At 45.8% G+C, this 25,214-nt stretch carries 23 protein-coding genes; 21 read left to right on the top strand and 2 right to left on the bottom strand.

Annotated elements, in window-relative coordinates; translation table 11 throughout:
- Positions 1 to 36 precede the first annotated feature (36 nt).
- The 21 genes from FKQ60_RS12565 (at position 37) to FKQ60_RS12465 (ending at position 24,215) form a co-directional block, all read left to right on the top strand.
- Entirely contained in the window at positions 37 to 882 is an 846-nt protein-coding gene (locus tag FKQ60_RS12565; RefSeq protein WP_170906586.1) for an AAA family ATPase, read from the top strand.
- A complete protein-coding gene (locus FKQ60_RS12560; protein WP_170906585.1) occupies positions 879 to 1,997 on the top strand; it encodes an MSHA biogenesis protein MshN in 1,119 nt (372 codons plus the stop codon). Before FKQ60_RS12565 ends, FKQ60_RS12560 begins: the two co-directional genes overlap by 4 nt.
- A complete protein-coding gene (locus FKQ60_RS12555; RefSeq protein ID WP_158137761.1) occupies positions 1,987 to 3,711 on the top strand; it encodes a GspE/PulE family protein in 1,725 nt (574 codons plus the stop codon). The genes FKQ60_RS12560 and FKQ60_RS12555 overlap by 11 nt, the downstream gene beginning before the upstream one ends.
- Positions 3,712 to 3,726: 15 nt before the next feature.
- Complete coding sequence (locus tag FKQ60_RS12550) at positions 3,727 to 4,947, top strand: type II secretion system F family protein (RefSeq protein ID WP_158137762.1); 1,221 nt, start codon at positions 3,727 to 3,729, stop codon at positions 4,945 to 4,947.
- A 168-nt stretch (positions 4,948 to 5,115) separates the two neighbouring features.
- Positions 5,116 to 5,718 carry a prepilin-type N-terminal cleavage/methylation domain-containing protein gene (locus FKQ60_RS12545; protein WP_170906595.1) on the top strand — a complete coding sequence of 201 codons (603 nt, stop codon included), beginning with the start codon at positions 5,116 to 5,118 and terminating at the stop codon, positions 5,716 to 5,718.
- Positions 5,719 to 5,765: 47 nt separating this feature from the next.
- Positions 5,766 to 6,239: a type II secretion system protein gene (locus tag FKQ60_RS12540; RefSeq protein WP_170906584.1), complete on the top strand. Its 474-nt coding sequence runs from the start codon at positions 5,766 to 5,768 to the stop codon at positions 6,237 to 6,239.
- A gap of 93 nt (positions 6,240 to 6,332) precedes the next feature.
- A complete protein-coding gene (locus FKQ60_RS12535; RefSeq protein WP_170906583.1) occupies positions 6,333 to 6,815 on the top strand; it encodes a type II secretion system protein in 483 nt (160 codons plus the stop codon).
- Entirely contained in the window at positions 6,805 to 7,383 is a 579-nt protein-coding gene (locus tag FKQ60_RS12530; protein WP_170906582.1) for a prepilin-type N-terminal cleavage/methylation domain-containing protein, read from the top strand. Before FKQ60_RS12535 ends, FKQ60_RS12530 begins: the two co-directional genes overlap by 11 nt.
- Positions 7,383 to 8,165: a type II secretion system protein gene (locus FKQ60_RS12525; protein WP_170906581.1), complete on the top strand. Its 783-nt coding sequence runs from the start codon at positions 7,383 to 7,385 to the stop codon at positions 8,163 to 8,165. Before FKQ60_RS12530 ends, FKQ60_RS12525 begins: the two co-directional genes overlap by 1 nt.
- Positions 8,140 to 8,601: an MSHA biogenesis protein MshP gene (locus tag FKQ60_RS12520; RefSeq protein WP_170906594.1), complete on the top strand. Its 462-nt coding sequence runs from the start codon at positions 8,140 to 8,142 to the stop codon at positions 8,599 to 8,601. Before FKQ60_RS12525 ends, FKQ60_RS12520 begins: the two co-directional genes overlap by 26 nt.
- Complete coding sequence (locus FKQ60_RS12515) at positions 8,594 to 11,758, top strand: DUF6701 domain-containing protein (RefSeq protein ID WP_170906580.1); 3,165 nt, start codon at positions 8,594 to 8,596, stop codon at positions 11,756 to 11,758. Before FKQ60_RS12520 ends, FKQ60_RS12515 begins: the two co-directional genes overlap by 8 nt.
- Positions 11,759 to 11,917: 159 nt before the next feature.
- The gene (locus tag FKQ60_RS12510; RefSeq protein ID WP_004396098.1) at positions 11,918 to 12,961 is read left to right on the top strand and encodes a rod shape-determining protein; all 1,044 of its coding nucleotides are present in this window, start codon (positions 11,918 to 11,920) and stop codon (positions 12,959 to 12,961) included.
- A 177-nt stretch (positions 12,962 to 13,138) separates the two neighbouring features.
- On the top strand, positions 13,139 to 14,029 hold the full coding sequence (mreC, locus tag FKQ60_RS12505; RefSeq protein ID WP_004396096.1) for a rod shape-determining protein MreC: 891 nt from the start codon (positions 13,139 to 13,141) through the stop codon (positions 14,027 to 14,029).
- Positions 14,016 to 14,504 carry a rod shape-determining protein MreD gene (gene mreD / locus FKQ60_RS12500; protein WP_040904712.1) on the top strand — a complete coding sequence of 163 codons (489 nt, stop codon included), beginning with the start codon at positions 14,016 to 14,018 and terminating at the stop codon, positions 14,502 to 14,504. The genes mreC and mreD overlap by 14 nt, the downstream gene beginning before the upstream one ends.
- Positions 14,501 to 15,067 (top strand): Maf family protein, encoded by a 567-nt coding sequence (locus FKQ60_RS12495; RefSeq protein WP_170906579.1) that lies wholly within the window; start codon positions 14,501 to 14,503, stop codon positions 15,065 to 15,067. The genes mreD and FKQ60_RS12495 overlap by 4 nt, the downstream gene beginning before the upstream one ends.
- Positions 15,068 to 15,089: 22 nt before the next feature.
- A complete protein-coding gene (gene rng, locus FKQ60_RS12490) occupies positions 15,090 to 16,559 on the top strand; it encodes a ribonuclease G (RefSeq protein WP_154169272.1) in 1,470 nt (489 codons plus the stop codon).
- A 12-nt stretch (positions 16,560 to 16,571) separates the two neighbouring features.
- Entirely contained in the window at positions 16,572 to 20,438 is a 3,867-nt protein-coding gene (locus tag FKQ60_RS12485) for a YhdP family protein (protein ID WP_170906578.1), read from the top strand.
- Between the two features lie 15 nt (positions 20,439 to 20,453).
- Positions 20,454 to 21,287: a carbon-nitrogen hydrolase family protein gene (locus tag FKQ60_RS12480; RefSeq protein WP_170906577.1), complete on the top strand. Its 834-nt coding sequence runs from the start codon at positions 20,454 to 20,456 to the stop codon at positions 21,285 to 21,287.
- Positions 21,284 to 22,729 carry a metalloprotease TldD gene (tldD, locus tag FKQ60_RS12475; RefSeq protein WP_154169266.1) on the top strand — a complete coding sequence of 482 codons (1,446 nt, stop codon included), beginning with the start codon at positions 21,284 to 21,286 and terminating at the stop codon, positions 22,727 to 22,729. Before FKQ60_RS12480 ends, tldD begins: the two co-directional genes overlap by 4 nt.
- A gap of 132 nt (positions 22,730 to 22,861) precedes the next feature.
- Positions 22,862 to 23,284, top strand: coding sequence for a ribonuclease E inhibitor RraB (gene rraB, locus FKQ60_RS12470; protein WP_170906576.1), 423 nt, complete (start codon positions 22,862 to 22,864; stop codon positions 23,282 to 23,284).
- 139 nt (positions 23,285 to 23,423) lie between these two features.
- Positions 23,424 to 24,215: a hypothetical protein gene (locus tag FKQ60_RS12465; RefSeq protein ID WP_170906593.1), complete on the top strand. Its 792-nt coding sequence runs from the start codon at positions 23,424 to 23,426 to the stop codon at positions 24,213 to 24,215.
- A gap of 37 nt (positions 24,216 to 24,252) precedes the next feature.
- On the opposite strand, the gene FKQ60_RS12460 is transcribed toward FKQ60_RS12465, so the two are convergent.
- A complete protein-coding gene (locus FKQ60_RS12460; protein WP_154169264.1) occupies positions 24,253 to 24,654 on the bottom strand; it encodes a DUF2061 domain-containing protein in 402 nt (133 codons plus the stop codon).
- Between the two features lie 118 nt (positions 24,655 to 24,772).
- On the bottom strand, positions 24,773 to 25,210 hold the full coding sequence (locus FKQ60_RS12455; RefSeq protein ID WP_040904710.1) for a universal stress protein: 438 nt from the start codon (positions 25,208 to 25,210) through the stop codon (positions 24,773 to 24,775).
- Positions 25,211 to 25,214 lie beyond the last annotated feature (4 nt).

Genomic DNA, 25,214 nt, shown 5'->3' with positions numbered 1-25,214 from the left:
GTCACACGTCGTGTTCATCGGGGAGATAAATCAGCCGTGTATTTAGCACACTTTGGTTTTGAGCAGCTACCGTTTCATCTCACCCCAGATACGCAGTTGTTTTTGGGGCTGGCACCTCACTATGAAGCGATTCAAACCGTCAGTGGTGCGTTGACGATGGGAGAAGGGATCGTCAAAGTGACCGGAGAAGTCGGCACAGGAAAGACCATGGTTTGTCGGATGCTATTGACCCATATGAGTGACGAGATCCTTTGGCTCTATTTGCCGAATCCGCTGTTAACCGGCGCGGAATTACGCCGCGCTATTGCCAATGAATTGCAATTGCCTGACGTGCCAGAGTTGCAACTGATTGAAGCTATCCAAACTCGGTTATTGGCGTGCCATCAACAAGGGCAACGAGTAGTGGTTATTGTGGATGAAGCTCAGGCTTTACAAGATGAAGGGCTCGAAACCTTAAGATTGCTGGGCAATTTAGAAACTGAACAGAGTAAGCTGTTACAAATTGTTTTACTGGGACAACCCGAACTTGATCGTCGATTGGCAGAACATCATTTAAGGCAATTTCGTCAGCGGATCACCTTTAGCGCTCACTTGCGACCGTTATCGTTGGCCGAGTCAATCGCTTATATTGATAACCGTTTATTAAAATCGGGTTGCCAGCAGCCATTATTTTCTCGCCGACAGAAAAAAGCGTTATGGAAAGCCTGTCACGGCATTCCTCGTTTATTAAATCAGGTAAGCCATAAGGCCTTATTATTAGCGTTTTATGCTCAACAACCTTCGGTTTCCAATGGCCATGTATTTGATGCGATTCATGATACGTTTGATACTTGTAAGCCTAAATTTAAAACCCCGCTGTTTTGGGGATGGAGTCAGCAATGAGTGTGATTAATAAAGCGTTATCGCAATTGGTGGCTAAGCAACCGAATGGTTTAGCGGGTATAGAGCGAGCTAAGGTCGCTCCTGTCGCTTCTCGTCCAGCTTGGGTATGGGCACTGGCGGGTTTTGCGGTGAGTGTTGCTGTCGGTGGGTGGGCCGTTTCTTGGCAAGCGACCTCGTTAGATGCCTCTAATGGCCAACATTCGCTGTCGGTCACCGCTTCCCCTAGGCTGACTGAGAATCATCTTGAAGTCTCGATGCCGTCTTCACCGACTCAAAATACTCAGATGCCCGCGGTTCCTGTGTATCGGGTGGCTTCGGCTACGCGAACGGTATCGCCAGAGGTTTCTCAATCTGATTCAGCGTCGCAGACGGTTTCTGCTCCAATCGCTCCTTTAGCGGCTTTGCAAGAGCGCAGTGTGCCCGCGCTGAGCGGAGTAAAAACAGCACAAGCGCCAGCCACGACGGTTACGAATGTTCCCGACATCGCCGTTGCTCAGATGTCGATTGAATCGGTACAGCTCACGCCAGAGCAATTAGCCCATAAAGCCGTAGCTCGCGCGGAGCGAGCGCTGGCACATAATGATTTTAACCAAGCCGTGAATGGTTACAGTGAAGCGTTACGTCACACCCCTTTAGATGAAGGAGTGCGTCAACAGTTGGCTGCACTGTATTATGGTAAAGGTGAATTAAGAAAAGCGTTTGATTTGTTGCAACGTGGGATGCAACTCAATCATGAGGGAGAAACGTTACGCATTGCGCTTGCTCGAATGCTACTCAAAGAAGATCAAAGTCAAGCGGCGCTGACTCCACTCGCGTATTTACCCGCTAACCCATCGATTGAGTATTTATCGCTGCGAGCGGCAGTTGCTCAGCGCAATCGAGTCGATGATATCGCTTTGCAGAGTTATCGATTGTTGGCAGAGCAAGAACCGAGCAATGGACGCTGGTGGCTAGGCTTGGCGATTACTCAAGAGCGTTTAGCGCAATGGAGCGAAGCGAAGTACGCTTATCAACAAGCATTGAACCATGTCGGGTTATCCTCTCAATCTCACCAGTTTATTCGTGAACGTTTACAAGCGCTGACTCATAGCGAGGAGACGAATCTTGCAAATTAAACTTAGAAAGCGTCTTGGGGATCTCTTGGTTGAAGAAGGGATCATTACTGAGCAACAAGTGCAACAAGCACTGGCGGCCCAAAAGCAGACAGGCAGTAAATTAGGCGCTACCTTAATTGAGCTTGGTTTTGTAACCGAGCAACAAATGCTTAGCTTTTTATCTCAGCAACTGTTTATTCCACTGATTGATCTTAATCGCGCTCATGTTGACATTGATGCAGTACAAATCCTCCCTGAAGTTCATGCGCGGCGTTTACGGGCCTTGGTAATGAGCAAGCAAGGCAATCTATTGCGAGTGGTTATGAGTGATCCTGCGGATCTCTTTGCACAAGAATCATTACTCAATCAATTGTCTGACTATCAATTTGAGTTTGCGATTGCGCCAGAAAAGCAATTGGTTGAAGCGTTTGATCGCTACTATCGTCGTACGAAAGAAATCGCTTCATTTGCTGAACGTTTGCAAGCAGAACATCAAGAAAATGACGCGTTTGATTACGCCATTTCCGGTGAGGAAACCGAAGATGTCACGGTAGTTAAACTGATCAATTCACTGTTTGAAGATGCGATTCAAGTTGGCGCATCCGATATTCATATTGAGCCCGATGCCAATATTTTGCGCATTCGGCAGCGAATTGATGGGGTATTACATGAAACCCTACTTAATGAAGTCAATATCGCCTCAGCCTTAGTTCTACGTCTTAAACTGATGGCCAATTTAGATATCTCCGAAAAACGCCTACCGCAAGATGGGCGATTTAATATTCGTGCCAAGGGGCAATCGGTGGATATTCGCTTATCGACCATGCCTGTGCAATATGGCGAATCGGTGGTGATGCGCTTGCTTAACCAAACCAGTGGCGTACGTAAACTGGAAGAATCTGGTTTACCAGAGGATTTACTCCTGCGCTTACGTAAGCAACTCAAACGCTCTTACGGAATGATTTTAGTCACCGGCCCGACAGGGTCGGGTAAAACCACCACCTTGTATGGTGCATTATCGGAACTTAATGAAGCGGGTAAAAAGATCCTCACGGCAGAAGACCCGGTTGAGTATCGCATTCCTCGCCTCAATCAAGTGCAAGTGAATCCTAAAATTGGCTTAGATTTTTCAACCTTACTGCGAACATTTTTACGTCAAGACCCAGACATTATTTTGGTCGGTGAGATGCGTGACCAAGAAACGGTCGAAATCGGTTTACGTGCCTCGTTAACCGGTCACTTAGTGTTAAGCACGCTGCATACCAATGATGCGATCGATAGTGCATTACGCTTGATTGATATGGGCGCTCCCGGTTACCTCGTCGCCAGTGCTGTGCGTGCCGTGGTCGCGCAGCGTCTGATCCGTAAAGTTTGCCCAGATTGCAAAACCGAAGAGACTCTCGATGATGCTCGCCAGCAATGGTTGAATGTACGTTTTCCTAACCAAGTGTCGGCAACCTTTGTGCGTGGGCGAGGCTGTCAAAGCTGCAACCTAACCGGATACCGAGGACGGATCGGGGTGTTTGAAATGTTGGAACTCGAAGCGCATATGATGGATGCTTTGCGCTCAAACGACGCAGTAGGCTTTGCTGAAGCGGCTCGCGCTTCAGCGGGATACAAGCCTTTATTAGCTTCCGCGATGGATCTGGCTTTGCAAGGCATTGTGAGTTTAGATGAAGTGATGGCGCTGGGTGAAGGGGATATTTCCGGCCTTAATCAGCCGATTCATCTCTAGGAGGCAGAGTAGATTATGCCGAGATACCACTATACCGGACGACATGCTGATGGCAGTAAAGCTTCGGGCACCGTTGAAGCGGCAACAGAAAATTTGGCCGCCGAAAGCTTGCTCAGTAAAGGCATTATTCCGACAGCGATCACTGCTAAATCATCCAGTCAAACTCCGTCGATTGATTGGCAAGCGTGGTTTATGCCTTCGCTGCCGCTTGAGGTTCTGGTGATTTTCTGTCGTCAGCTTTATAGCCTAACGAAAGCGGGAGTGCCGATTTTGCGCTCGATGCGTGGCTTAACTCAAAATTGTTCCAATAAGCAGTTACAGCGAGCATTAGAAGAAGTTGGCCGAGAACTGACCAATGGCCGCAGTTTATCGGCGGCAATGCAAATGCACAGTCGAGTTTTCAGCCCGCTGTTTGTCTCAATGATCAATGTTGGGGAAAATACCGGTCGTCTGGATCAGGCTTTGCTGCAGTTAGCGAATTACTATGAGCAGGAAGTGGAAACCCGTAAACGAATTAAAACCGCCATGCGTTATCCAACCTTTGTGATCAGTTTTATCACCTTGGCGATGTTTATTCTTAACCTAAAAGTGATCCCACAATTTACCACCATGTTCAGTCGTTTCGGGGTTGAGCTGCCGTTACCGACGCGAATTTTAATCGGCATGTCGAATTTTTTTGTTAATTACTGGATGGTGATGATAGGAGCGATAGTTGCCTTATTGTTTGCATTCCGGACGTGGATCAATACTCGTCGTGGCGCTGAAACGTGGGATAAATTTCGTTTACGGATGCCGATTGTTGGTGGAATTGTTAATCGCGCACAATTAGCCCGTTTTTCTCGCACTTTTTCCTTAATGCTTAAAGCGGGGGTACCGCTCAACCAGTCGCTCTCTTTATCGGCTGAAGCGTTGGAAAATAAGTTTTTAGAGAATCGGATTCTAAAAATGAAAAGTGAGATCGAAGCGGGGACCAGTGTCTCAGTGACCGCGGCCAATGCCAATATTTTTACTCCGTTAGTGCTACAGATGATTGCGGTGGGGGAAGAAACGGGCCGGATTGATGAGTTATTACTTGAAGTGGCTGATTTTTATGATCGTGAAGTCGATTATGAATTAAAAACCCTCACCGCACGAATTGAACCCATTTTATTAACCTTAGTCGCTGGCATGGTGTTGGTGCTTGCCCTTGGTATTTTCTTACCAATGTGGGGCATGCTCGATGCTCTGAAAGGTTAATATTATCCTGCGCTGATGAAATTAACGTGCGTTATCATTAGTCTTATTTTTAAGACGATGTAAAAATTTATCTGTTCAGCACAGTTTATTACTGTATTTCATTCTATAATCATCATCATAGGTAAAGTATTACAGAGGTCATCGATGCAAATTACCCCTTTCACGACGATGCCTAATTTGTATCATCGGCAGCATATAACGCAACCATCAGAGCAGGGATTCTCTCTGGTTGAGTTAGTGATTGTCATTGTGATCATTGGCCTATTAGCCGTCGCGGCATTACCGAAATTTCTTGATGTGACTGATGAAGCGAAAAAAGCCAGTATTGAAGGCGTTGCCGGTGGCTTTGCGACTGGGGTGTTATCTGCCAGAGCGCAATGGGAAGCCAAATCGCGACCGAGTGTCGCCTCCGGTGAGCAAAATCAAAACAGTATTGATTACGATGGCGTGCAGTTTTGGCTCACGCGTGCCCAAGACAGCAGCGGTAATGCAACGGGGTTTCGAGATGGTTACCCAATCGCGGTGAATAATAACGGCAGCTTTCCTTCCGGCTTAACCGATCAAATCTGTGTCGATTTGATGGAAAATTTATTACAAAACCCACCGCCAGTGGCCAGCGCGTCTCAGGCGGGGGAAAGTAATAATTTGCGTTATCTCGCGCGAGCGAATAGTGCAGAGTGGCAGTGCGTTTATATCCAGCAAGAGGGAAAAACCGCACACCAATTTGTGTATGAAATTACTACCGGACGAGTGACGGTGACCTTAAATTAACCCGATCATGAATTGTTAATTAAATCAAGAATAGAGAGAGAGTCATAATGAAAAAACAAGGCGGTTTTACCCTAATTGAATTGGTGGTGGTGATCGTAATTTTGGGCATCCTCGCCGTAACGGCAGCTCCACGATTTTTAAACTTACAAGGTGATGCGCGTGACGCTTCGCTACAAGGCCTAAAAGGTGCAATGCAAGGGGCGGCAGGGATAGTTTATGGTCGTGCTGCTATATCTGGTCAAGATGCGAGCGCATCAGCGTCAATTTCAATCGATGGTATATCCAGTGGTAATGTTAGCTTAGTTTGGGGCTATCCCGCAGCCAGTGAAACAGGTATTGGTCGAGTTGTTACTGGACTTGGTGATGGTGGCGATTGGAATGTTGTTTCAAGTAGTGATACCTCTATTTCTTATAGTTTTAAATCTGGTGTAAATGATACTACTAAGTGCTTTGTAAGTTATTCTGTGACTCCAGCAGTATCTTTCTCCGAACCTACTATTACTATTAATCCTTGTAAATAATTGTTGGGAAATGAGCTATTAAGCAGCATGTAATAAGCTGCTTAATAGCCATCGTTACGTAACTTTATTAATATATCCCCCGGTGAGACAACGATGACTCCATCACTCAGTCGAACATTGGGTTTTACCTTAGTCGAGCTGATCGTGGTTATTCTCTTGCTCGGTATTCTGTCTGCCTATGCGGCGAGCCGTTATTCGGGTACCAGTTCGGTCGCGGCGCTCACCACTCAACAAGAAATTCTTGCCTCACTGCGCTTAACCCAAAACCGCGCCATGCAGCGCTCAGGCTATTGTAATCGCTGGTTAGTCACTGCTAACCAAGCTGGTCAAATATCACCACAGGCTGAAGCAGGTAATTGCGGAGCTGCTTTTGCTGCTGTCGATAACGATGTCTCTTGGGTGGAAGCTCCGAGTGGTGTGTTGTTAAGCTTTTCTCCACCTAACGGTTATCTTGATTTTGACTCCCTTGGTCGCGCCGATCAATGCAGCGCTTCACCCTGTACCGTAACCATTTCCAGTGCAAGCGATCAGCGCCAAGTATGCATTAATACTGAGGGCTATATCTATGCCTGTTAAGCCAATTAACCGAACGCGTGGTTTTACCCTGGTGGAAATGATCATTGTCATCACCATCACCGCAATTGCCATCACTGGCTTAGCGGCGGCGCTTTACCCGCGCTCGCAGCAGAGCGCCGAGCAGGTGATTGCGGTCAAAGCCGCTGAGTTGGGCAGAGCAGTATTAGATGAAATTTTGGGGCGTCAGTTTGATCAAAAATCTGGCCCTAATGGTGGTTTGCCGGAGTGTTTACTCATTGGCCCTTTACAGCCATTTGAGCAGCTTTGCACCGAGCCTGATTCACTTGGGCCTGATGCAGCTGAAAACGGTCGAACATTGTTTAACGACGTCGATGATTTTATCACTGGGGAGCCACCTAGACCGATTCAAGATGTGCTTGGTCAAACCCTCGACAGCAGTTATCGCAATTTTACGGTTACCATTAAGGTCTTTTATGAGCAAGATAATAGTGGTCAGTTTACTGGCGTTAATGCTAATCAGCTCAGCCATTATAAACGCATCGAGGTGGTGATTATTTATTCACAAGGCAATCGCTACCCGTTTGCCGCGATTAAGGGGAACTACTGATGGCGCGTGGTTTTACTTTAATGGAAATGGTGATTGCGATTATTTTACTTGGCATTGTTGGCCTGTTTTTGGGCAATGTCGCCGGTCAAGCGATGGGTATTGCGGCGACCAGTTCGTCTCGTGAAGCGCTTATTCAACAAGGGCGATTTATTACCGAGCGCTTAAGCCGAGAAATTCGTGAGGCGGTGCCCAATAGTGTCATCGTCGAGAATAACTGCATTGAGTTTTTGCCGATCATTAATAGCGGCATTTATAGCCAATTAGCCAATAACACTAACCAGCTGAAATTTTTACCTCTCAAAAAACAGAACCTGCTGCAAGGGGATCGACTGGTGGTGTTTCCAACCCAAGCGCAGTCGCTACGCCAGTCGTTAAGCGCTCCTGCCCCGCCAAGGCAAGTCGCTCAGTTAGCGAATGACGTATCAATCACTACTGAAAACAGAGCGGAAATTGAAGTTCCACTTACCCGTCAAACCTTATTTTCTCTGCAATCGCCAGCAAGGCGGGTGTATCTGTATCGTGATCCCGTGGCCTATTGTTACATCAGTAGTGAACAACGAATCTATCGCTATCAAGGCTATCCATTAACTCGCAGTCAATTAGCGCCAGCTCAATTGGGCTCTGGGGTAGTATTGATGGCTGAGAATATTAGTAGGGCTAACTTTATGGTTGATGCTCCTAGTTTACAACGTAATGGCCTAATTAAAATTGAGTTAACCTTTGCTGATCGCGGTGAAGAGGTGAGGTTTGATCATGATGCGCTTATCTACAACACGCCGTAGCCAGCAAGGCAGCGGCTTGGTGATCGTTATTTTTATCATCGTCGTGGTCGGCTTTGTCGCTGCGGTCGCTAATCGTAATCAACAACGTAATAGTCAGCAGTTGGTGTCTATGGTGATGGGCACTCGCGCCGAAATGGCCGCCCGTTCGGCAGCAGAAATCGCCATTAGCCGCTATTATCAAGAGAATGCACAAAGTAGCTGTCGCGCAGCTGAATCACAAGCTCAGCTTCCAACACCGGATTATTCCCCTGTTGCACGTAACATTGAGTTTCAGGGTGAAGGCTTAGCGCAATGTTCGGCGCAAATCAGCTGTGAATATATCGGTGTGTTAGATAATCAGCAAACGGTACTGCAAATTACCAGCGACGGACAATGCAGCAGTGGCGGCTGGTCATGGCAACGGACAATTCAAGTGGGGGTGAGGGGTGATGAGTAGAATTGTATTTGCTTTGCTGGTTTTACTGGCTTCCTTTTCTTCCGTTGCAAGAGATTATCTGCTTTCCTCAGGCGCTACCAGTGCAGATTTACCCACGTGTAGCAGCAACAATTGGCTGCAAAGTGTCTCAGATGGCATACGCACTTACCGCTGTGCTAATGGCTCTGTCTCCCTCTCATCTGGAGATAACATCACTGCTACCTCACAAGCGATTTTATTGGCGGATGCTGGTTTTAGCTTCGCGGGTAGCAATATAATTGGCTTGTCCACGACGGTTGTGGATTTGGTTTCTTCTTATGGTGCAACAAGTTGGCAAGGGAGTAACAATCATCTTTTTGGCAGCTATCAAGCTACTAATACTCCAGTCACGTTCAACAATGTCAATGTACAAGGCTCAATTACCACAGGAGGAGCGATTGACGTTCAAGGGGGAAGTATGGGTGGCGATGTTCGCTCCAATAATCATGGCATTACACTTGAAAACACCAGTGTTCAAGGTGCGGTATTTGCGAATGGCAATATTATAATTGATAACTCGTCTGTCAGTGGAAGTATTGAAACACCAAATAACTCCTTGACGGTTACCGACTCCACCATTACGGGCAGTTTAACCGCCAATGGTAATATTATGGTGACTAGAGCAAATGTGTCTGGAAATATCACAACACCGCATAATGCTATAACAGTATTAGACTCTGATATAGTCGGTAGTTTAACTGCTAACGGAGATATAAAAGTCACGAATTCTGAATTAAAAGGAGATGTTACGACATCAAATAATGGTATTGTTATTACCGAAACTAATGTTGTTGGTGATCTTTCTGCTAATGGTAATATTATTACGGACAACAGTTTTGTAACAGGAGATATTACTAGTACTAATAACCAAGTAACTTTAAATAATAAATCTTATATATTGGGAAATGTTACTGCAGGACGACCTGATTGGGGTACGGTTAATGTAAATGGAGGCAGCACTGTTACTGGAGTTTGTCAGTATAGAACAGTACCTGATAATGCTTGTGGTACTAGGCCAATCTTGAAAATTAACCATTTTCGGATGGATTTACCCATTCAAGGGGTAACCTGTAAAGCATCTGAAGTGACAGTAACCGCTTGTGCTAATAGTAACTGTAGTGAAAAATTTACCGATCCTGTGACCGCTTTTTTAATGCCTGCTTCACCACCGAGTGCGACCGGTGGTTGGGTAAATGGAGCAAACTTGTCACTAACCGATGGAGTAGGTATTGCTCACTTAAGAAAAAATAGTATTAAGCCTACAAAGCGAGTCAATGTGGGTGTTTCTGGCTCCAATCCAACGCTCTGTCGTCGTAGTGGTGGTGCTTATTCAGTAGATAATTGTTACATTAATTTTTCTGATAGTGGCTTCATTATCGATGTTCCTCATGCCTATGCCAATCAATTAGTTACTGGAACTATTACTGCATTGAGTAAAGGAGATAACCCTGAACAATGTATCCCCAGTTTTGGTGATGTATCTAAAGAGGTCGCATTGTGGAGTGAATATATTACCCCTTCAGGAGGACCAGGGTTTTTAGCAATGAATGTTGTCGTGGATGGTTCACCGATTAGCAATAATATCGCAGCCCCGAGTCATCTTAGCCTGTATTTTGATCAAAATGGTCAAGCCGAATTTGAACTTACCTATCGCGAAGCGGGGAGCTTAGATTTCCATGCTCGTTTTAATGGCAGCGGTGATGAGCAAGACTTGCTTTTGGAGGGACAAGCTAATTTTATTCGTGTACCTAAAGCTTTAATTGTACGTGCTGAGAATTACGATGGTGAAAATGAATTATGTGATAATGACTATATTAACTGCCCAATATTTGCACGTTCTGGTGAAGATTTTAAGTTAACCATCTCTCCTATTGCTTATTCATCCAATAATGATCATTTACCAATAAGTAACTTTGAGTACCAAGGTTTAGAGCTGACCAATGACGTTGTTGCTCCAGCAAAAATTGAACTAGGCGGTCGAGATGGTCAACTTAATAATCCTAGCTACGACCATCAACTAGGTGATATTACGACCATCTGGCGTAATATTAATGAAGTTGGCGTGTTTCAATTTTCAGTGAAACCGCCAACTTACTATTGGCTACCCGAACTACCACCTATCAATTTAGTGGAGGAAGGGTTAGAGATAGACGTTGTGCCTTCCGGCCCAATAGGCCGCTTTATCCCAGCTTATTTTGCTGTCTCACCCATGACGGTTACATTGACTGCTGCGTGTTCGACAGGCGGTCAACCTTTTACCTACCTAGGCCAACCGTTTGGTTATGCGAACAATCCAGGCCTCTATTTACGGCCCAAATCAGGTAGTGGCTCGGATACGCTTAATTATTTAATTGGCGATTGGTGGCGCTATGATAATGATTGGGAAAACCGAGAATATATTAATAATATTAATAGCTTAACCGTCGAGAAAGTCAGTCTTAATGCTAATGTTATTCGTCAACCATCGTTGGGTAGTGGTGTAATACTTAATGATGAGCAGCTTCGTTATCAAAAACCGATAGATCCTATGGTTCCGTTTAATGCAGACTTTAACTTACAATTGTCAATCAATGATCTAAGAGACAGTGATGATGTCTGTTATCGGACGTCTTACTCAGAGGATTGCTTAGGTTACACCTTTGAAAATATCGACCAAACCATGCCACTGTATTGGGGACGCTTAACCATTGAAGATGTGTTTGGCCCGGAAACGCAAGGCTTAGAGCAACCGATCTATGTAGAGCGCTACACCAGTAATGGTTTTGTTCGTACCACTGAAGATAATTGTACTGCATTGCCTGCGATTACTGGTTTTATATTGCAATCGGACGATTATGTAGTAGTGACTGAGGGTAGTGCTGTTCCGCCGCAAGTATTAGCTGAGCATACTGCTGGTAATTTTGCTCAAGGTAAACGTATTGTCCGCTTTAGTGCCCCCGGTGCTGGTGTGCGTGGTGTAATTGATACTATGTTGAACCTTGATACGCACAATCTAATGTGGCTAGCTGAACCTGACGATGAAAAAACCTTAGAAGATCAGCCTTGGCAATATTACTTTAAAGATTCCACACAAGGGCAAGTTCAATTTGGCTTATATCGAGGCAATGACCGAGTTATTTGGTGGCGTGAGACCAATTAAGCGACTTATTGTCGCTCAGATCGATGCTTAAGTTAGGGAATGGTCAGAAATTATGGGTTTTCCTTCATGTTTATGGATCAACGCCTTGCTGTGATTGCAAGGCGTTGGTACATTTAGTGCAATTTTCATTTTATTCACCTTGCAGGACGAACGAAGATTATGTTTAAGAAACTTCGTGGCATGTTTTCCAATGACCTATCAATAGATTTAGGTACTGCCAACACGCTTATTTATGTAAAAGGTCAAGGGATTGTCCTTAATGAACCTTCTGTTGTTGCCATCCGCCAAGATAAAGGGCGCGGTGGTAAAACTGTGGCTGCTGTCGGCCATGCTGCTAAACAAATGCTTGGCCGTACGCCGGGTAATATCTCTGCCATTCGTCCAATGAAAGATGGCGTAATTGCTGATTTTTATGTAACCGAGAAAATGCTACAGCATTTTATTCGTCAAGTGCATGACAACAGCGTATTAAAACCAAGCCCTCGCGTTTTGGTTTGTGTGCCTTGTGGGTCGACTCAAGTTGAGCGCCGCGCGATTCGTGAATCAGCGCTTGGCGCTGGTGCTCGTGAAGTCTATTTGATTGATGAGCCAATGGCGGCGGCGATCGGTGCTGGTCTTCGTGTTTCTGAGCCAACCGGTTCAATGGTGATCGATATCGGTGGTGGTACTACCGAAGTGGCGGTTATCTCGCTAAACGGCGTTGTTTATTCTTCTTCCGTGCGTATCGGTGGTGACCGTTTTGATGAAGCGATCATTAATTATGTGCGTCGTAATTACGGCAGTTTGATTGGTGAAGCAACCGCAGAAAGAATCAAACATGAAATTGGTTCTGCCTATCCTGGCGATCAAGTGCTTGAAATTGAAGTGCGTGGTCGAAACTTAGCGGAAGGGGTTCCGCGGAGTTTTACCCTTAATTCCAATGAAATTCTCGAAGCCCTACAAGAGCCGCTAAGTGGAATTGTTTCTGCAGTAATGGTCGCTTTAGAGCAGTGTCCACCAGAGCTGGCTTCAGATATCTCTGAGAATGGCATGGTACTGACCGGTGGTGGCGCACTACTGAAAGAGCTCGATCGTTTATTGACCGAAGAGACGGGTATTCCTGTGGTGATCGCTGATGATCCGTTGACCTGTGTTGCTCGTGGTGGCGGTAAAGCATTAGAAATGATTGATATGCACGGCGGCGATCTGTTCAGTGATGAGTAATGGCGAATAATGCCCTATCTGCTTGCAGCGTTAGTGGTATTGGCTAAGTTAGTAGACCCCAACACATAGTGTTTACCTATGCGTTGGGGTTTGTCTACCTGTCGCCTTGCTGCAACGCCAAGTTGTTTGGGTACAGGTGTCGCCTGATGCCTGAATCAACATTTGGGATTATTTAACATGAAGCCTATATTTGGTCGAGGACCCTCTTTACAGCAACGTCTCTTTTTCGCCGTGATCGCTTCAGCCAGCTTAATGCTGGCTGACAGTCGTTTAGATGCCTTCTCTCAGGTCCGTTTTCTCTTAAACAGTGCTGTGGCGCCGATTCAATACGCTGCTGATTTACCGCGCAGTATGTTTGATGGTTTCTATGATCGATTCAGCTCTCGTCAGCAACTGATGGAGAGTAATCATGGTTTAAAACGTGAAGTATTGATCTTGAAAAGTGATCTCATTTTGTTGGATCAATATCGTGAAGAGAACCAACGTCTGCGTAAGTTACTTGGGTCGTCTTTTGTCCGTGATGAGAAAAAAGTGGTTGCTGAGGTGATGGGGGTCGATACCTCACCTTATCGTCATCAAGTCGTGATCGATAAAGGTCGAGTGGATGGCGTTTATGAAGGTCAACCAGTCATTAATGAAAAAGGGATTGTCGGTCAGGTGACGTTTGTCGCCGCACATAATAGCCGAGTTCTACTATTAATCGACCCTAATAGCGCCATACCCGTGCAAAATATTCGTAACGATATTCGTGTGATTGCTTCCGGTAATGGACAAACGGATGAGATTCAACTTGAGCACATTGCCACCAGTACGGATATGAACGTAGGAGATATGTTAGTGACGTCTGGATTGGGAGGGATTTACCCAGAAGGTTATCCGGTGGCTTATATTGCTGAGGTAGATAAAGATACTCGACGTGAATTTGCCGTGATCAAAGCCACTCCGGTAGTTGATTTTACCCGTTTGCGTTATTTACTGTTGATTTGGCCGAATGAAGATCGGCAGCAAAAGGTATTACAAGCCACGCCTCAACATATGCTTAAGGAGGCACGACATGGCTCGCAATGATTGGTCAAGCCGCTTAGTGATTTGGGGCTCATTTTTATTAGCGCTAATTGTACAAACGATCCCTTGGCCGGGGACATTAGATCTACTGCGTCCTTCTTGGTTGCTGTTAGTGATCTGCTATTGGGTAATGGCCTTACCTCATCGGGTTAATGTCGGTACTGCATTTATCATGGGCTTGTTGTGGGATCTTTTACTCGGCTCCACACTCGGCATTCGTGGCATGATGATGTCCATCGTGATTTACCTTGTCGCGGTTAACTTTTTATTACTGCGTAATATGGCACTCTGGCAGCAAGCGATTGTGATTGCTTTATTAGCGATGGGGTTAGAGGTACTGATTTTTTGTGGTGAGTTTTTAATACAAGATGTCACTTTTAACCCTTTGTCACTCTGGAGTGGCGTGATTAGCTGTATACTTTGGCCATGGATGTTTTTATTACTGCGCCGTATTCGTCGCCATTGGAATATAAAATGAACCATAAAAAATTACTGCTCGCCTCAGGTTCTCCGAGGCGACGTGAGCTATTGGCTCAGTTGGGGTACGATTTTGATATTGTCGTGCCTAATGTGCAAGAACAGCGTCAAACAGAAGAATCTGCCCAAGATTATGTGTTACGTCTCTCTGAGGATAAAGCACGCGCAGGGTTGGCGATGGTTAACTCAGACGCGGTTGTACTCGGATCGGATACGATTGTTGTCTTGAATGAACAAGTGCTGGAAAAACCGCAAGATTTTGCTGATGCTCGACGCATGCTGTTACAGCTCTCTAATACTAGCCATCAAGTGATGACCGCGGTAACGGTGGTCAGTGCTGATCGCCAGCGCTCGATACTGGTCACTACCGAGGTGTGGTTTAAAGCATTATCTGAACAAGAGATTGAGCATTATTGGCAAACGGGTGAGCCTTGCGATAAAGCGGGCAGTTATGCCATTCAAGGATTAGGGGGACGCTTTGTCACTCGAATAGAAGGCAGTTATTACGCCGTGGTTGGCTTGCCTCTTTATGAAACGGACCAGCTCTTGCACGAATTTTTATAACTTACATCATTGAGGTGCGCTCATGAGTGCGGAGTTGTTGTTAAACGTTACCCCAAGTGAAACTCGGGTAGCGATGATTGAAGGTGGAGTACTGCAAGAGATCCACATAGAACGCGAAGCCAAACGTGGTATTGTCGGAAATATTTATAAAGGTAAAGTCAGTCGTGTCTTGCCCGGTATGCAGGCGGCGTTTGTTGATATTGGTTTAGATAAAGCGGCATTTTTGCACGCCTCTGATATTGTGCCCCACACGGAATGTGTTGCTGAGAATGAGAAGCAACAGTTTAAGGTGCGCGACATTTCTGAGCTCGTGCGTCAAGGGCAAGATATTGTGGTGCAAGTGGTGAAAGATCCATTAGGCACCAAAGGCGCTCGTTTAACCACGGATATCACGCTTCCTTCTCGTTATTTGGTTTATATGCCGGGTGCCATTCATGTCGGTGTTTCGCAACGCATTGAAAGTGAGCGAGAGCGAAATCGTTTAAAAAGTGTCGTCGGTCAATATTGTGATGAACATGGCGGCTTTATTATTCGTACCGCAGCCGAAGGGGCGAATGAAAAAGAGTTAGCACAAGATGCTGCGTTTTTAAAACGGCTATGGACCAAAATCATGGAGCGGCGTGCGAAATACAAAACGCGTACCACGTTGTATGGTGAGCTGGGCCTAGCGCAACGAATTTTGCGTGATTTTGTTGGTACTGAGTTAACCAAAATTTTGGTCGATTCGCGAACAGAATTCGATAATTTGCTTGAATTTACCTCTGAATACGTCCCTGAACTGACCGATAAATTAAGCTTGTATGAAGGCGATAAGCCGATTTTTGATATGTATGACACCGAGAATGAGATTCAGCGTTCGTTAGAACGAAAAGTTGAGCTCAAATCGGGTGGCTACTTGATCATTGATCAAACTGAGGCGATGACCACCGTGGACATCAATACTGGGGCTTTTGTTGGGCGTCGAAATCTCGAAGAAACGATTTTTAATACCAATGTTGAAGCCACTCAAGCCATTGCGCGCCAGCTGAGACTGCGTAATCTTGGCGGGATCATCATCATTGATTTTATCGATATGATTTCAGATGACCATCGTAAGCGTGTATTGGCCTCTCTTGAAGCGGCGTTAAGTAAAGATCGAGTAAAAACCAATATCAATGGTTTTACTCAATTAGGCTTAGTGGAAATGACCCGTAAACGAACTCGCGAAAGTATTGAACATGTTCTGTGTTCGACTTGTCCAACTTGTGAAGGGCGTGGCAGCGTAAAAACCGTTGAGACGGTCTGTTTTGAAATTTTACGTGAAATTACCCGAGTGAATCGTGCTTATGACGCCGATAAATTTGTCGTGTATGCCTCACCGGCCGTCGCGGATACCTTGCAAGGGGATGAGTCTCACTCACTTGCGGAATTAGAGGTGTTTATCGGTAAGCAAGTTCGTATTCAAGCGGAACCTTTGTATGTACAAGAGCAATTTGATGTTGTCATGATGTAAGTAGGATTGTGAGTGCTTTCGATATTAACTCGCCTTAGGCGGATAGTGTTGTGGTTACTGGTAAGTCTGTTGGTGGTGCTGGCCTTGGTCATCACCACTTTACGTATCGTCTTACCAGAAATGAATCGTTTTAAAGACGAGATTCAACAGTGGGTTGGTGAACAAACCCAAATTCAAATTACCATTGCCGATGTGCGTGGCTTTTGGCGTAATACCCATCCTTCGCTTGCTCTGCAAGGGGTTCAGGCGAACCTGCCTGATGGCAGTCAAATACAACTTGAAACCGCACGGATTGATGTCGAGTTTGATTTATTAGAAAGCTTCAGACAGCGATCGCCTGTGGTGGCCAATCTCGTTATTCATCAATTAAATCTCGATGTTCGTTCTGTTGATTGGTTGGCAATCAACCAAGCATCGGATGAGCCATCAAACCAAACGGGCGATCAAGGGCGAATTTTACAGCGTTTAGACGATTTATTCTTACGTCAGCTCGATGATTTTTCTATTCAAGATTCGACCATTCTTTATCAAACGATGGCGGGCGACTTTCGTCAATTAGATGTCGAAAAACTGCATTGGAAGAATCGTGGGCGTCAACACATCGCGGAAGGGATCATCAGTTTAGCCGATAGCGAAATTAACTCATTAAAAGTTAGTGCTCACTTTAAAGATCATGGTTCATTACGCGATGTTTCTGGGCAATTTTATATCAGCGCCGATAAACTGCGAGTTCGTCCGTGGTTAACGCGTTATTTGGCTGATGCCACGGGAATTGAGCGTGGTTTGATCAGTTTTAATGCTTGGGTCACGTTGCAGCATAATCAGCCTATTGATGGTTATGTTGAACTCAAACCATCAGAGCTCGCGTGGCATGATACGGAACGGCATGAGTTACTGCTAGAGTCGGGGATTGTTCAACTCTTTCCAACAGAAAATGGTTGGCAAGTTAGCGCTCACTCACTCAAATTGCGAACCGATGATAATCCATGGCCGGAATTGGATTTCGCTTTAGATTGGCAGCCACAAGGTTGGCGGTTGAATGTTTCTCAACTGGCACTACCCACCTTAACGCCATTAGTCAGACTGATACCAAATTCACAAACAGCGCAAAGCTGGCTTGCACATTTAGAACCCCATGGTTTGTTGGATGATGTGCGACTGTCAGTGAATCAAGACGATGATATCCAGTATTCTGTTCGAGTGAATCAAGGCGGGATTAAGCAGTGGGATTTGTTGCCCGGGATCGAGCATCTGCAAGCCACTATCCGAGGGACGGCAGAGAGCGCCGTGATACATGCGAGCTTGACTGATGAAACTCTGCCTTATGGTGATGTGTTTCAAGCGCCGCTGTCTCTGCGTCAAGGCGCGGTTGATCTGGTGTGGCAGCGTGATGAAAACGGTTGGCGTTTATGGGCCGATAAGGTAAGCGCTGCGACCGATGATCTTCAAGTATTAGGTGCATTTCGGCTTGATTTTCCGGCGCAAGGAGAGCCCTTCTTATCTTTTTATGCCGAAGCCGATCTCTACAATGCGGGCGAAACGTGGCGTTATTTACCTACGAGAGCACTGGGTCAGTCTCTTACCGATTACTTATCGACATCGATTCAGGGCGGTAACGTTGATACCGCTAAATTACTTTGGTATGGCGAACTAGCCGCGTTTCCTTATCAGGATAACAACGGTATTTTCCAAGCTTGGGTCGGTTTAAAAAACGCGAAATTCAGCTTTGATACCGCCTGGCCAGCGATCACCGATCTACAGCTTGATCTACTGTTTGAAAATGAATCCATGTACCTTGATTCTTGGTCAGCGACATTAATGGATGTCGAGGCGGAGCGGATTGTTGGACAAATTGCTCACTTGTCTGAAGATGGTTGGTTAGAACTCAGTGCCACAGTGAAAGCTCAAGGTAATGCAGTGCGAGATTATATGACCGCAAGCCCATTAGTCGATTCCGTTGGCGCTGCATTAACCGCGATTGACGTACGTGGGCTGGTCAATTCTCAGTTCCAATTAGCGATTCCTTTTGCGCATGGTCATGATGTTCGAGCGTGGGGGTGGGCCGATTTGATGAATAATCAGGTTGAGATCAACACGCCACCAATGACGTTAAATGGTGTATCGGGACGAATTCATTTTGATAATGATCAGGTCTCGGCCGCAGGGCTAACCGGCGAGCTGCTCACACAACCGATTTCCTTTGATTTTAAAGGTGAGAGTGCCGCGCAAGGTTATCATGTCGGAATCGATTTAGTCGGTGACTGGGATATCTTGCCGCTAGCGCCTTATGTCGGTGAGCACTGGATAGCGCCGGTCACTGGTCATGCGCCTTGGCAAATGGGGGTCAATATTCAGCTCAATGATGTTGGCTTTACTTATCAAATCGATGCACAGGCTAATTTACGGTCTATCGCGAGTGACTATCCATATCCTTTGGGTAAACCTGCCAACCGTCAAGGCACAGCACGTTTGCAAGCCTCAGGTAACCAGCAAACGGTGTCCGCTCGTTTACAACTGCCTGATGCGAAGTACCAAACTGAGATTGATATTACTCAGCCAGTGCCACACTTAACGGCAAGCTATTTGTTGCTGGGGCAAGGCAGTTTTAAAATGAGCCCTGTCGCCGGGCATGATGTTCAGATTCGCAGTGAGAGATTTAATCTTGATCAATGGCTGGATATTCTTGATCAGCAACCGGATAGCCAAGCGGTTAGTGTGTTAGCTGAGTTGCAAACACCAAGTCTGCCGATTCCTGAGCGAGTCGACGTTGATGTCCAAGAGCTCACTTTCGCTGGTTTAGAGTGGCATGATGTTGCCTTCAGTGCACGCCAAAAAAATCTTGGATGGTCAGTAACGGTCAATAGCCAAGAGGTGCAAGGCCAAGCCAGTTATATTCAACCTTATGATCTGACGGTGGCTTTACAACGTCTCCACCTCTATCTTCCACAGCTTGATCAACATCAAGGTCACAGTCTGTTGATTGATAGGGAAAAGCAAGATGCGCCACTGATCTCCGAGTTTGATCGCCGTTTTCATCAGTTAATGCCGAATCTCACTCTCGTGATTGATGATTTTTGGCTACAAGGATACAGCGTCGGTAAGCTGAGTATGGACTTTCAGCGTCAGGGCGATACTTTAGCTTGGAAAAAAATTGATATTGTCAGCGGTACCAATCAAATCAATATTAGTGGTGAGTGGACACTAACCGAAGATCACAGTCATACCCTGATGAATATCGATATGCAAGGCGAGAATAACAGTGATCTTATGGAGCGTTTTGGGATCACCTCAGGGATACAACGAGCCCCCTTTTCGCTGAAAAGTCATAGCGAATGGGACGGTGCGCCATGGTCGATGCGGATTAATACCTTACGGGGTTCGGTAGAAACGGAATTAGGTAAAGGGGTTATTTCTAATGTCAGTGGGGCGGCGAATCTGCTTGGATTATTCAGTCTCGACTCTATCATTCGTAAAATGCAGCTCGATTTTAGCGATATTTTTGACAAAGGGATGGCGTTCAGCCGTATAACGGGTAGTGGAGATATCGAGCAAGGTATTTTTGTGACCAATAATATTAAAATGGATGCGATTGCTGGTGAGATGACTATCCGCGGTATGGCGGATCTCAATACCCAGATGGTGGATGCACAAGTGAACTTTGTTCCTGATCTTACCTCTGGGATCCCTGTGATGACGGCGTTTGCCGTTACTCCAGTTACCGCCTTATATGTGTTAGCGATCACTACGGTTATTTCACCGGTCGTTGAGGTGTTTACTCAAGTTAATTATGAGGTTAAAGGGCCTTTGAACTCGCCGAATGTACGTGAAATATCACGTCGTAAAGGGGAATTTAAGTTGCCTGAGCGGCTAAAAAAATAAGCCAAGGAGAGAATCATGCTGCGAATAGGATTGGTGCAAATGACGTCAAGTGACGTCGTAAATGATAACCTAAGCTACATTGAACAGCAGGTCGCCCAGCTGGCGAGCCAAGACGCACAATTGATAGTCACGCCAGAAAACGCGACCCTATTTGCTAGCCATATGCAATACCAGCAAAATGCAGAGCCATTGAATGTAGGACCTATTCAGCAGCGGTTCGCTCTATTGGCTAAACAGCATCAGGTTTATTTACTGCTGGGGAGCTTACCCATTCGGCGTACAACGGGGATCACCAGCACCTCGATTTTATTCGGACCTCAGGGCGAATGGCTAGCAGACTATGATAAGCTACACTTGTTCGATGTTGATGTCGCTGATCAGCATCGCTGTTATCGTGAATCGTCGTTATTCTGTGCGGGGCAGCGCGTAGTGGTAGCGAACACGGGATTGGCTAATTTAGGCTTATCGATTTGTTATGATCTGCGTTTTGCTACCTTATACAGTGAGCTACGCCGAAAAGGTGCACAAATTTTACTGGTCCCTGCTGCGTTTACCGCTGTCACTGGTCAAGCCCACTGGGAGTTGTTATTACGGGCGAGAGCGATTGAAACCCAGTGTTGGGTCGTCGCCGTTGGACAAACAGGGCAGCACTCAGGGGGAAGGCAGACTTGGGGACATTCGATGGTGATCAACCCTTGGGGAGAGATCACTGCCGCTCTCGGTCCTGAAGCCGATAATCTCTTGGTCGATATTGATTTACGCTCGCTGCAAACTATTCGTCAAAACATGCCCGTGCTTGAGCACACACGTTTTCATCATCAATTTATAGAGAAAAAGAATCCGCTATGAGTATTACCCGTATTGAACAAGCGTTACTCGCCCCAACCGGCCTGACTGAACAGGATATTGCTGACACGCTAGCCAGTATCATGACTCGCGATATTGATTATGCTGATCTCTATTTTCAATCGAGTTGGCATGAATCGCTGGTTTTAGAAGATAGCATTATTAAAGATGGTTCATTTAATATCGACTGTGGGGTTGGTGTACGGGCGATCAGCGGTGAAAAAACCGGTTTTGCTTACTCGGATCAAATTCAGCTTGATGGATTAAAGCAAAGTGCGATTGCCGCACGAGGCATTGCGACTCAAGCCAAAAATGGTCAGGTTCAGGCGTTTCGACGCAGTGATAACCAAGCATATTATGCGGCGGATAACCCATTAGAGAATTGGCAAAAACAGAAAAAAACTGAGCTACTACAACAGCTCGATGCTTATATTCGAACCAAAGAGCCTTTGATTCAAGAAGTCTCGGTGAGCCTGAGTGGGGTTCATGAACAGATGCTGGTTGCGGCAACCGATGGGACTTATGCTGGTGATATTCGTCCGTTGGTGCGTTTATCGATCTCCGTGTTGGCTAAAAAAGGCGATCGTCGTGAGCGCGGCAGCGCAGGAGGCGGCGGCCGATTTAATTATGATTACTTTTTAAATGAAGAAAATGGCCAAAAAATTGCTTTTGCCTACGCCGATGAAGCGATTCGCCAAGCGTTGGTGAATTTAGAAGCGGTGGCGGCTCCTGCTGGTACCATGCCAGTAGTATTGGGTTCTGGATGGCCTGGTGTCTTATTGCATGAAGCGGTAGGGCATGGCTTGGAAGGTGATTTCAATCGTAAAGGGTCTTCGGTTTTCTCTGGAAAAATCGGTCAGCAAGTGACCTCTAAGCTGTGCACGATTGTCGATGATGGAACGTTAAAGGATTTACGTGGTTCATTGAATGTCGATGATGAAGGGGTCCACGGTCAATACAATGTGCTGATTGAAAAAGGTGTGCTTAAAGGTTACATGCAAGATAAGCACAATGCGCATTTAATGGGCGTTGCCCCAACGGGAAATGGTCGTCGTGAATCCTATGCTCATTTGCCGATGCCTCGCATGACCAATACCTATATGTTACCCGGCGAGCATACTCCAGAAGAGATCATTGCCAGTGTTAAGAAAGGGATTTACGCGCCTAATTTTGGGGGTGGTCAAGTGGATATTACTTCTGGAAAATTTGTTTTCTCGGCCTCAGAGGCGTATTTGATTGAAAATGGTAAAGTGACACGCCCTATCAAGGGAGCGACATTAATTGGCTCTGGCATTGAAGCGATGCAGCAAGTCTCAATGGTCGGTAATGATCTGAGCATTGATCGCGGTGTTGGTGTCTGTGGTAAAGCGGGACAAAGTGTTCCGGTCGGTGTTGGCCAACCAACGTTGAAGTTGGATGCGTTAACTGTGGGTGGGACAGAATAATTGACGGAATAAAATCGGCCGCTTACACGAGAAGTTAGTGTAAAGCGGCTTTTCTCGGTAGTAATTATTGACGATCCGTGCGATATTTCGCGCTAATTTTTGAGCCTGTTTATAAACTCTGGAGTCACCATTATGTCTCATGAAGATGAATATCTCTCTGTTGAAGCCTTTATCGAAATGCAAAAAGAAGAGACTCGCGATATTATCCAAGCACTACTCGACGACGGCAGTGATCCAGAAGCCTTGTACGATATCGAGCATCACTTGTTTGCTGAAGATTTTGAAATTTTAGAGAAAGCGGCCGTTGAAGCTTTCAAACTGGGTTTTGAAGTATTGGAAGCGGAAGAGACTGAAGATGAAGATGGTCATAAACTGTTCTGTTTTGATGCGACGATGCAATCGGTTTTGGACCCGCAAGCGATCGATCAGCAAGTCGCAAAATTGGTCGAGTTAGCTGAAAAGTTTGATGTTATCTACGACGGGTGGGGCACGTATTACGAAGGTGATGATGCCCTTTATCCAGAAGAAGATGACGAAGACGAAGAGCAAGCCTAACCTTCAGTGGTTGCCGTTATCGATTAACGCGGCCACAGTGAGCAATTAATTTGTCACAGTAAATACCAGTCAGCCGGCTGGTATTTTTGATCCCGCTCAGGTATATATGAGATAAATTTGCTCAAGATAATCAATGACAATGCAGCTTTCTCTCTCTGGTCCATGGCAGCTTTCGCCTCTGACAGACGTATCCATTCCTCAAGTTGATCTTTATTTTCCCAATCCATTCAGTTGCGCCTTGCCAAGTGAATTGGCCGAGCATGATCTCGCGCAGCAAGAATGGCATTTAATGCATGATATTGAAGTCGATGACCATCTCTTAGCGTTTGCTGCTATTGATGTCGTGATAGAAGGCATCGATTATCCAGCCGAAGTGCGTCTTAATGGTGCCGCTATTTTTGATTGTGATGGGACGCAACATCGCTATAAAAAAGAGATCCGCTCGCTGCTTAAGTTAGGTCGAAATCGGTTTGAAATTTTATTCTTAAATCAGGAAGACGATTGGTTGATTGAAGAGCCAATTTGTCCGCTTGGTGAAGAAAAGCGAGTCGCATACGACTCGAGGATAGGTATTTGGCGAGCGCCTTATTTACAGGCTATTTCTCACTTACGTCTTGAGCATCTAACGACAGAGCAAATCTGGCATCATGGTGGTGGCTGTGAGCTGTTAGTGAATCTTTACTTCACTACCTACGCAACGGGTTTAGTGTCGGCGGCAGTTCGTTTTGATGGTATGACTTACCATTTACCGATAGATGTACGCAGTGATCATGTAACGGCTATTTTCCAAGTCGATGCGCCTCGCTATTACGACGCAGAAAAACCGAATCCTGAAGATCTTTATACGATTGATGTTGAGTTAGACGGACAACAAGCCTCGGTTAAACTGGCATTGAGTGACACTTTATGTGTCACTCATTTTCCGTTATAACGCGGCGGGTGGCTCCGATCATTTTGGCTCATGTTACCTAGTGTGCACAGCCAAAGTGTTTGTCGGTGCTTTTTTTCTGCGGATGCAAGCTTTGCCATACTTTTTCATGAAAGTAGTAAGCACAGGTATTAAAGCTGGGTTCAATCATCGCCATGATGCCGCCAATTAACCAACTTCCAGTGAGTAAATAAGCAATACCAAAAGCAACGCTAAAGTGGATGACGGCGAAGCTGGCGGTTTTTATCCGAGTCTTGCCCGCGTAACGTTGCAGTGCTGGATGCTGAGTCCATACCCGTTCATGGAAATAAAAAGCGACAGTATTGACCATCGGTTCCAGCATAGCGATTAAACTACCGAGAATGATATCGCCTGTCAGTAGATAAGCGATAGTAAAAGCGATGGTAAAGTGAATAGCAGCGAAGCTGAGTGTTTTTTTCATGATCCGGTCCCACCTATTTCTTTTTGATGTAAACATTATTGATAATTATTCTCAAAAAGAAAAGGAGAATCGAACAATTAATCTCATCGGTAAAATCGATGAACCTTCCGTTTGCTAATTAACCTTGCGGTTTGATGACTAAAACGGGGATGGGGGCGTTCTCGACGACCTTGCTGGCTACCGAACCGAGCATCACTTTGTCCATTCGTGAGCGCTTATGGCTGGGCATAATAATTAACTCTGCCTTGAGCTTGGCGGCATACTCCAGAATGGTCGTGTAGGGCTTTCCTTCAGCGACATGCAACTGATAGTGAATGTCCTCTGGCAGATACTGCTGAGCAAATGCTTGTAAACGTTGCCCAACGTCTTGCTTCATTTTATTGGCAGCGTCACGCGGGAAATAAGTTGCGACCATCGACATGTGAATACCCGGTAGTACGGTTAAAAGATGCAGTTGAGCACCACTGTGTCTTGCTTGCCATACCGCACTTTGTGCGGCTTTATCAGCAAAGCCTTGTTCATTTAAATCGACGGGGACTAAGATATGTTTATACATGGTT

Origin of the sequence: Vibrio sp. A11 (genome assembly GCF_013048705.1) — a bacterium.
Taxonomy (GTDB): Bacteria; Pseudomonadota; Gammaproteobacteria; order Enterobacterales; family Vibrionaceae; genus Vibrio; species Vibrio metschnikovii.
This window is presented reverse-complemented; position numbering and strand designations above follow the sequence as displayed.